The sequence below is a fragment of the Kitasatospora sp. NPDC005856 genome (genome assembly GCF_040629945.1).
GTDB lineage: Bacteria > Actinomycetota > Actinomycetes > Streptomycetales > Streptomycetaceae > Kitasatospora.
On record NZ_JBEXWT010000162.1, the window covers coordinates 1 to 8935 of the forward strand.

Here is an 8935-nt window from a genome sequence, read left to right on the forward strand (position 1 = left end):
GGCGGCGACAGGGGCGGCGGAGGGCGCGGCGGCTTCGGCCTGCGACGGCGGCACCGGTGACGGCGCCTGCGGCTCGGCGGCGACCGGGGCGGCGGCCTGGTACGGCTGCTGCTGGTAGGCCTGGTAGCCCTGCTGCTGGTAGCCGTACGGGTCCTGCCCGTACACCGGCTGCCCGTACTGGTCGTACGGCTGCTCGTACGGCTGCTCGTACGGCTGCTGCTCGTACGGCTGCGGCTGCTGCGGCTGCTGGTAGCCCTGGTAGCCCTGCTGCTGGTAGCCGTACGGGTCCTGCCCGTACACCGGCTGCCCGTACTGGTCGTACTGCTGCTCGTACGGCTGCTGCTCGTAGGCCTGCGGCTGCGGCTGCTGCGGCTGCTGGTAGCCCTGGTACGGCTGCTGGTACTGCCCGGTGGACCAGTCCTCCGGCCGCCGGCCGTCGCTGCGATCAGTCATGCACCGCTCCCGGATCAGTCCCCGCGCGGCGCGTACAGCGCCCGCTTGTCGATGTAGCGGACCACGCCGTCCGGGACGAGGTACCAGACCGGCTCCCCCTTGGCGACCCGGTTGCGGCAGTCCGTGGAGGAGATGGCCAGCGCCGGGACCTCCACCAGGGAGACCCCGCCCACCGGAAGCCCGGCGTCCGACAGGGTGTGCCCCGGGCGGGTGCATCCGATGAAGTGTGCCAGCGAGAAGAGTTCGTCGGAGTCGCGCCAGGAGAGGATCTGGGCGAGCGCGTCGGCGCCGGTGATGAAGAAGAGGTCGGCGTCCGGGTGCAGGGCGTGCAGGTCGCGCAGGGTGTCGACGGTGTACGTCGGGCCCTCGCGGTCGATGTCGATCCGGCTGACCGAGAACTGCGGGTTCTCGGCGGTGGCGATGACCGTCATCAGGTAGCGGTCCTCGGCCGGGGTGACCTGCCGGTCGCTCTTCTGCCACGGCTGCCCGGTCGGCACGAAGATCACTTCGTCCAGGTGGAACGCGCTCGCGACCTCACTGGCGGCGACGAGGTGGCCGTGGTGGATCGGGTCGAAGGTGCCGCCCATGACGCCGAGGCGCTTCTTCACCGGTTCCGGTCCGCCGGGATTCCCGGCCTGCTCTCCCATGCCGCCACACCTTACGCGACACCCGTTACGGTGCGGGAACGGCCGGGTGGGGGTTCTCCGCAGATGCGTGAGGGAGCGGCCGGCCGGTGGCCGGACGCTCCCCGAGCGGTCCGCGCGGCCGGCTCAGCGGTCCCGGTTGAAGCGGGTGGTGATGAAGAGCAGGAGCAGCAGGATGAACAGCGCGGCGCCACCGGTCAGGGCCGGGTTCAGGCTGTCGTGGTTGCCCCCCTCGCCGCCCTCGGCGAGAAGGTTCAGAACGGGGAGTGCGGCAGCAGTGCTCATGGTCGGCGGGACCTTCTCGGCTCGGTGAACGGACCTGTGGGTGGTTCCGGGCCGGTGAGGGCCCACCCGTCATCGTACGGGGGGTTACACGGCAACCGCTCGGCGGCCCACCGCCGCTGACCGGGCGTGAGCACGGGCCGGGGCGACGGGCTGCGGTCAGGCCGAGGTCACACCGCGAAAGGGCCGCCGGCGAGCCGGGGACAGGCCGTCGACGAGCCGGGGGCAGGGCCCGGGAAGGCCGTCCTAGTTGTTCTTGAAGGCGCGGGCCATGATCCAGATCAGCAGGCCGATGCCCACGAAGGACGCGATCACGATGATCCGCAGGAACAGGCCCGGGCCGGTCTCGTCGGAGATGGGTGCGGCCAGGCTGACAAGGGTGTCGGTGGACATCTGCGGGGGCTCCTCGAACTGCTCGGTACCGCGGCCGGATCCGGTCTCGGTCGTCCAGGACTCAGGTTAAACCGGCTTCACACCGACGCCGCCCACCGGCCCCGGTGGCGCGCCCGCCGGCCCCGAGGAGGCACCCACCGGCCCCGGGACGGACCGCGCGTACGCTGCCCCGGGGACGAGTACGCAACCGCACGCGTTGCACAGACAGTCGTTTCAGGCGAAGACCAGCGGGGGGCGGGCCAGCGGGCCGCGGCCGCCGTCGACCAGGAGGTACTCAGACCATGACCGACACGACCGTGAAGACGCCGAGCCGACGCCGCGAGCGCTTCCCCGGGATCTCCACCCGGGCCTGGGAGCACCCGGCGGACCGCTCGGCCCTGGTCGCGCTGCGCAAGCTCACGGGCTTCGACGACATCCTCAAGAAGCTCGCCGGCCTGGTCTCCGAGCGGGCGGTCCGGCTGATGTTCCTGGCGACCGCCGTGAAGACCTCCGAGCGCCAGTTCCCGGAGCTGCACAACATGGTGCGCGACGCCGCGTACGTGCTCGACCTGGAGCAGGTCCCCGACCTGTACGTCTCCCAGGACCCGACGGTCAACGCGTACTGCATCGGCATCGACACCCCGATCATCGTGGTCACCAGCGGCCTGGTCGAGCTGCTCGACGAGGAGGAGCTGCGCTCGGTCATCGGCCACGAGGTCGGCCACGCGATGTCCGGCCACGCCGTCTACCGGACGATGCTGATGATCCTCACCAACATCGCCACCCGGATCGCCTGGGTGCCGCTCGGCAACCTGGCGATCACCGCGGTCATCACCGCGCTCAAGGAGTGGTTCCGCAAGGCGGAGCTGTCCAGCGACCGGGCCGGCCTGCTCGCCGGCCAGGACCTCCAGGCGTCCATGCGGGCCCTGATGAAGCTGGCCGGCGGCCACAACCTGGCCGAGATGAACGTCGACGCCTTCCTGGAGCAGGCCGAGGAGTACGACAAGGCCGGCGATCTGCGCGACGGCGTGCTCAAGGTGCTCCAGCTGCTGCCGCAGACCCACCCCTTCGCGGTGGTGCGGGTCGCCCAGCTGAAGAAGTGGGCGGAGAGCGACGACTACCGCTCGATCATGGCCGGCGCCTACCCGCGCCGCGCGGACGACCCGGACGCCTCGGTCTCCGAGCAGTGGAAGGCCGCCGCCGAGCACTACACCAGCTCGGTCAAGGAGAGCAAGGACCCGCTGATGGGCCTGCTCCGGGATGTCGCCGGTGGCGCCGCGACCGTCGGCGGCAAGCTCCGCGACACCTTCACCGGCGGCGCCGGCCGCAACGGCTCCTCCGGCAACGGCTCCTCGGGCAACGGCTCCTCCGGCAACGGCTCCTCGGACCGCGACGGCAGCTGACCCCCCGGTCCGCGACGGCGGCCGGTGTCCCGCCCGGGGCACCGGCCACCGCGCCGTTCCAGGGCCCGTTCACCACGCCCCGTTCACCACGGCCCGTTCACCCACGCCCGTTCCACGGCCTGGGCGCCTCAGCCGCCCGCGAGCACCCCGCACACCTGCCAGCCGGGCCGGGCGTGGTTGCCGGGGTCGACCGGCGTCGGCGGCGCGACCACCGTGCCCTGCGCGGTGGCCAGCACCGGCTGCAGGAAGCCCGCCATCGAGGTGTCGCAGGGCTCCGGCCCCGCCTGCAGCACCGAGTCCACCAGCCGCAGCTGCGCCGAGGCCAGGTCCACCCGGTCGAACTCGAAGGTCAGCTGCCGCCGCACCGTCTCCAGGGTGACCGGCGCTCCGGCCGGGGCCCCGGCCGGCTTCAGCGCGTAGACGAAGGTGTGGTCGGTGGTGATCTGCAGGGTCCCGCTGTCCGCCTCGTCGATCCGCATCGCGCCGGCCACCTTCACGGTGTCGGACGCCAGCGCGACCTGCGCCGGGTCGAAGCGGACCACCCAGCCGGTCACCGCGTGGTGCCGGTCGTCCACCGGCTGCGCCACGCTCGCGTCGAACTCCGCCTGCTCACCGGGCGTGACGAAGGCCCGCACCTCGGCGGTGGCGCCCTGGACCAGCGCGGCCGGGGAGAGCGAGGAGGCGACCAGGTAGCGCTGGACGGTGTCGAGCGCCTTGGCCACCTCGACCCGGCTGAAGTGCTCGGTGGCGGCCGCGGTCGGGGTGTTCAGCCCGATCGTGCCCTCCCCGTACCCGGATTGCAGCGCGGCGAACGGGTCCGCCGGGTCGGCGACCGGACGGACGGCCGACGCCGGACTCAACGCGACCAGGCTCACGGTCAGTTGACTGCCCTCGGGCCGCACCGCCGTCCCCCTCGGCGAGCTCACCCCGAAGTACACCGCCGTCCCGAAGGCGAGCAGGATGAGCAGCAGCAGGATGAACGCCTGGCGCGGGACGGTTCCCAGCGGGCCGAGCCGCACCCGCGGCCGGGTGGCCTTGCCGAAGGAGCTCGCCAGCCGCTCCCGGGCGGACAGCTCCTGGATGCGGGCAGCCCGCACGAACGATTCGTCGAAGACGACGGACCGGAATTCGTCCTCGTTGCCGGAACCGCCCTCGGGCGTACCCTCCGGAGGCTCTCGCGGGTCACCCACACCACCAGGGTAGGCCGACACCAGCGCCGCCACGAGAGTGCGGGCGCACATTCCCGGGAACGCTCGGTGACCACCGCCCCGGGGCGTGCGCCCGCGCCGGGACGGCCCCTAGCCCGCCGGTGCCGTGACCACCAGCGGAGGCTCGGCCGGGGCCTGCCCCGGATCGACCCCGGCGCTGCTGGTGCCGGACTCGGGGCGCCGGGGAGCGCCCGAGGGGCCGCCCACGCCCTGGTAGATCGCCGCGACGGCGATCGCCACCAGGCCCACGCCCATGATCACGGCGAGCACCCAGGCCACCGGCCGGTGCCAGCGCTGCTGGGCCACGTACCGCCCGCGGGAGCGCAGCGGGTCGTAGCCGCGTCGCCACCGCCCCCGGAGCCGGCGGTCGGCCGCCCGGCCCGGCCCCGACCAGGGATCGGGGTAGAGGTGGTCCGCGTCGAGCCCGCTCGGGTACGGACGCAGCTCCAGCGGCAGTCCGTCCCCCGCCGGGACGTCACGGCCCCAGCCCGGGCCCGCGGCGTCCGGCTCGAACCGTGCCTCGGCGGCGGCGAGTTGCCGCTCCTTGGCGGTCGGCTCGTGCACGGCGGCGGACCGGACGAAGGCCTCATCGAAGACCACGGTGGCGAACTCGTCGTCCGCACCACCGTGGTCGGCGCCGTCGGGGTACGGGAAGCCCCCCACATCCTCAGCCACGGATTCAGCGTATTACCGGCCGGGCGATTTGTCTGTGGCTCCCGGCAGTTGGTCCGTCACACGTGTGACGGCCGCCCCTCACCCCTCGTTCAACGACCGTCCGCGTCCCCGCCCACGGTCTGCGTCGCCTCGCCCCGCACGTGCCCGTCACCAGTGACGATGTACTTGGTGCTGGTGAGCTCGGGCAGGCCCATCGGGCCGCGGGCGTGCAGCTTCTGGGTGGAGATGCCGATCTCCGCGCCGAAGCCGAACTCACCGCCGTCGGTGAAGCGGGTGGAGGCGTTGACGGCCACCGTGGTGGAGTCGACCAAGCGGGTGAACCGGCGGGCGGCGGCCTGCGAGGTGGTGACGATCGCCTCGGTGTGGCCGGAGGACCAGCGGCGGATGTGCTCGACGGCGGCGTCCAGCGAGGGCACCACGGCGGCGGCCAGGTCCAGCGAGAGGTACTCGGCGCCCCAGTCCTCGTCGGTGGCCGGCACCACGGTGGCCGGGCCGCCCTCGGCCGCCTTGCGCACCGCCTCGTCGCCGTGCACCGTCACCCCGGCCTCGGCGAGCGCCGCCAGCGCGAGCGGCAGGAAGGCGTCCGCGACGTCCTGGTGGACCAGCAGCGTCTCGGCCGCGTTGCAGACGCTGACCCGCTGCGCCTTGGAGTTCAGCAGGATGCCGACGGCCATCGCCAGGTCCGTCTCGGCGTCCACGTAGACGTGGCAGTTGCCGGTGCCGGTCTCGATCACCGGGACGGTCGAGCCCTCGACCACGGTGCGGATCAGCGAGGCGCCGCCGCGCGGGATCAGCACGTCCACGTAGCCGCGGGCGCGCATCAGCTCCTGCACCGAGTCCCGGCTCTCCCCCGGCACCAGCTGGACCGCGTCGGCGGGCAGCCCGGCGGCCGCCACGGCGTCGCGCACCACGGCGACCAGCGCGGTGTTGGAGCGGTAGGCCGAGGCGGAGCCGCGCAGCAGCACCGCGTTGCCGGACTTGAGGCAGAGCGCGGCGGCGTCCGCGGTGACGTTCGGGCGGGCCTCGTAGATGATGCCCACCACGCCGAGCGGCACCCGGACCTGCCGCACGTCCAGGCCGTTGGGCAGGGTGTAGCCGCGCACCACCTCGCCGACCGGGTCGGGCAGGCCGGCCACGTCGCGCACGTCCGAGGCGATCGCGGCGATCCGCTCGTCGGTCAGGGTCAGCCGGTCGATCACCGACTCGGCGGTGCCGGCCGCCCGGGCCCGCTCCACGTCCTCGGCGTTGGCCGCGACGATCTCGGCGCCGCGGGCCACCAGGGCGTCCGCGACGGCCAGCAACGCGGCGTCCTTCGCGGCCCGCGGCAGCGGGGCGAGCGCGGCGGCGGCCTCCCGGGCTCGGCGCGCTACGGCGAGGACGGGGCTGTCGGCGGGGGCGAGATCGCTGGTCATGCCGCCAAGGGTAGCGACGCCCCCGCCCGGCCCGGACGGCATTTCGCCCGATGAGACGCCGCGCCGACGGTCCCGGCGCGCGAATCCCCGCCCGCCGCGGCCCGCCGGGCGGCTCAGTACGGGTGCACGCCGCCCAGGTGCGGCGGCGGATCGCCGAAGCCCTCCGCCACCCGCTTGTGGTACGTCGCCCGGTCGACCACCTCCAGCCCGACGATCTCCCAGGGCGGCAGCTTCGCGGTGACCTTGTGCTCGCCCCACAGCCGCAGCGCGATGGCCGCCGCGTCGTGCAGGTCCCGGGCCTGCTCCCAGTAGCGGATCTCCGCGTGGTCGGCCGCGTAGCGGGCGGTCAGGAAGAACGAGTGGTCGTGCGCCAGCTGCTCCAGTGAGGCGCGCAGCGAGGACAGCGGGGTGACCTGCCCGGCCACGCTCAGCACCACGTGCCACAGCCGTGCCTGCTCGGGCACGGTGGGCGGCTGGGCCGCCCGGTCGCGTTCGGGCCGCAGCCTGCGCGCCCCGCCGGGCCTCTGCGACGGCGGACCGGCCGGCTCGGCGGGGCCGTCCCCGCGCCCGCCGTCGATGCTGGTCAGCCGCCGGCCCGCCGTCCCTGCGGTCAGCGCTGCCTCGCGCCTGCGTTCCACCGGCGGCCTCCTGTTCGGCGATGTCCTGTCGTCCCCACCGGCCCCGTCGACCCTCGGCCGACCGGTACGGCTGCGCCCCTCGTGGCCCGTGGCCGGGCCGCTCCCGGTACGGAGCGGCCCGCCGTCCGCGCTGCGCCGATCGGCCGGGCGGCCGGTGCCAGACAGGCTCCGGTCCGGTCAGCCGTGCAGAACGACCAGGTCGTCGCGGTGGACGACCTCGCGCTCGTACGCGGCGCCGAACTCCTGGGCCAGGTCGCGGGTGGACCGGCCGAGCAGGCGGGGCAACTCCCTCGCATCAAAGTTGACCAGTCCGCGGGCCACGATGTGGCCGTTTTCGGCAAGAAGGTCCACCGGATCACCCGCGGTGAACTCCCCGTCGACCTTGGTGACCCCGGCGGGCAGCAGCGAGGCGCCGCCGGAGACGACCGCCCGGACGGCACCCTCGTCCAGGTGCAGCGCCCCGCGCGGGCTGCTCGCGTGGGCCAGCCAGAGCATCCGGTCGGAGGTCCGGCTGCCGGTGCGCAGGAAGAGCGTGCCGGTGGGCCGGCCGGCCAGGGCGTCGGCGGCCTGGCTGGCGGCGGTGAGCACCACCGGGATGCCCGCGCCGGTGGCGATCCGGGCCGCCTCGACCTTGGTGACCATGCCGCCGGTGCCGACCCCGGCCTTGCCGGCGCTGCCGATCTCGATGCCGTCGAGGTCCTGCGGGCCGCGCACCTCGGCGATCCGGCTGGTGCCGGGGCGGGACGGGTCGCCGTCGTACAGGCCGTCCACGTCGGAGAGCAGCACCAGCAGGTCGGCCCGGACCAGGTGGGCGACCAGGGCGGCGAGCCGGTCGTTGTCGCCGAACTTGATTTCGGCGGTGGCGACGGTGTCGTTCTCGTTGACGATCGGCATCGCGCCCATCGCCAGCAGCTGGTCCAGGGTGCGGTAGGCGTTGCGGTAGTGGGCGCGCCGGCTGGCGTCCTCGGCGGTGAGCAGCACCTGGCCGACCCTGATCCCGTACCGGGCGAAGGAGGCGGTGTAGCGGGCGACGAGCAGGCCCTGGCCGACGCTGGCGGCGGCCTGCTGGCGGGCCAGGTCCTTGGGCCGCTTGTCCAGGCCGAGCGGGGCGAGGCCGGCGGCGATCGCGCCGGAGGAGACGAGCACGACCTCCGGCGCCCCGGGGCGGGCGCGCAGCTTGGCGAGCGCGTCCACCAGGGCGTCGACGCGGTCGGCGTCCAGGCCGCCGGCCGCCGTGGTCAGGGAGGAGGAGCCGACCTTGACGACGATCCGCCGCGCGGTCAGCACCTCGTCCCGCAGAGAGTCCTCGCTCATCTCGCTGTACGCCCTTCCGGTGTGGTGCGGGTACGGCGGGGCCGGGCCCGGCCGTCACCCCCGCAATCTACGCGATCGGCGCAGGTCGCCCGCGAGCTGTTTCACCGGCTGGACCCGGCCTGGTCACGGGCTCGCCACAGCCCGGTCGGCAATCCGGATGGCTGGTATGGTCCCTGACCGCAAGCCAGATCGGGGGACGGCTTCTTGCCCGCTGGACCCATGTCGTCATCGACCCTTCCTGTCACGACGGGCGGCGCCGCACTGGGCAAAGGCCGGCAACGGTCGCGGCCGCGCGCCCAGGAGAAAAGCGCACCATGCGTTCGTACACCACCAAGCTGACCGTCGCCGCGCTCGCGGCGGCCACCGCCCTGTCGCTCGCGGCCTGCGGGCCGGACAACGCCGACCCCGCCGCTCCGGCGGGCGGCTCGACCGGTGCCGCTCCGGCGCCGACCGGCAGCGCTCCGGGCGCCGCCACCGGGGGTGCCGCCACGGGCGGCGCGGCCGGCGGTTCCACCGCGGCCCCGTCGGGCGCGG

General features: G+C 74.2%; 9 protein-coding genes and 2 pseudogenes. 2 read left to right on the plus strand and 9 right to left on the minus strand.

The window, feature by feature from the left end:
* The 4 genes and pseudogenes from ABZ449_RS40950 to ABZ449_RS40965 all read right to left on the minus strand — a co-directional run.
* Positions 1–453, minus strand: a pseudogene (locus ABZ449_RS40950) (hypothetical protein); the annotation flags it as partial.
* Positions 454–467: 14 nt separating this feature from the next.
* On the minus strand, positions 468–1100 hold the full coding sequence (nadD, locus tag ABZ449_RS40955) for a nicotinate-nucleotide adenylyltransferase (protein ID WP_360356948.1): 633 nt from the start codon (positions 1098–1100) through the stop codon (positions 468–470).
* A gap of 123 nt (positions 1101–1223) precedes the next feature.
* Positions 1224–1382: a hypothetical protein gene (locus ABZ449_RS40960; protein ID WP_360356951.1), complete on the minus strand. Its 159-nt coding sequence runs from the start codon at positions 1380–1382 to the stop codon at positions 1224–1226.
* 243 nt (positions 1383–1625) lie between these two features.
* The gene (locus tag ABZ449_RS40965; RefSeq protein ID WP_360356953.1) at positions 1626–1772 is read right to left on the minus strand and encodes a hypothetical protein; all 147 of its coding nucleotides are present in this window, start codon (positions 1770–1772) and stop codon (positions 1626–1628) included.
* Between the two features lie 281 nt (positions 1773–2053).
* On the opposite strand from ABZ449_RS40965, the gene ABZ449_RS40970 reads away from it, so the two are divergent.
* A complete protein-coding gene (locus ABZ449_RS40970; protein WP_360356956.1) occupies positions 2054–3154 on the plus strand; it encodes a M48 family metallopeptidase in 1101 nt (366 codons plus the stop codon).
* 128 nt (positions 3155–3282) lie between these two features.
* Here ABZ449_RS40970 and ABZ449_RS40975 read toward each other — a convergent pair whose 3' ends face one another.
* The 5 genes from ABZ449_RS40975 to proB form a co-directional block, all read right to left on the minus strand.
* Positions 3283–4344, minus strand: a complete 1062-nt coding sequence (locus ABZ449_RS40975) for a hypothetical protein (RefSeq protein WP_360356959.1) — start codon at positions 4342–4344, stop codon at positions 3283–3285.
* A gap of 108 nt (positions 4345–4452) precedes the next feature.
* Positions 4453–5037 (minus strand): hypothetical protein, encoded by a 585-nt coding sequence (locus ABZ449_RS40980; protein WP_360356962.1) that lies wholly within the window; start codon positions 5035–5037, stop codon positions 4453–4455.
* A gap of 89 nt (positions 5038–5126) precedes the next feature.
* The gene (locus ABZ449_RS40985) at positions 5127–6449 is read right to left on the minus strand and encodes a glutamate-5-semialdehyde dehydrogenase (protein WP_360356965.1); all 1323 of its coding nucleotides are present in this window, start codon (positions 6447–6449) and stop codon (positions 5127–5129) included.
* 113 nt (positions 6450–6562) lie between these two features.
* Positions 6563–7087 carry a hypothetical protein gene (locus ABZ449_RS40990; protein ID WP_360356968.1) on the minus strand — a complete coding sequence of 175 codons (525 nt, stop codon included), beginning with the start codon at positions 7085–7087 and terminating at the stop codon, positions 6563–6565.
* A 177-nt stretch (positions 7088–7264) separates the two neighbouring features.
* Complete coding sequence (gene proB / locus ABZ449_RS40995) at positions 7265–8401, minus strand: glutamate 5-kinase (RefSeq protein WP_360356971.1); 1137 nt, start codon at positions 8399–8401, stop codon at positions 7265–7267.
* A gap of 314 nt (positions 8402–8715) precedes the next feature.
* Here proB and ABZ449_RS41000 point away from each other — a divergent pair.
* A pseudogene (locus ABZ449_RS41000) lies at positions 8716–8935 on the plus strand (DUF4232 domain-containing protein); the annotation flags it as partial.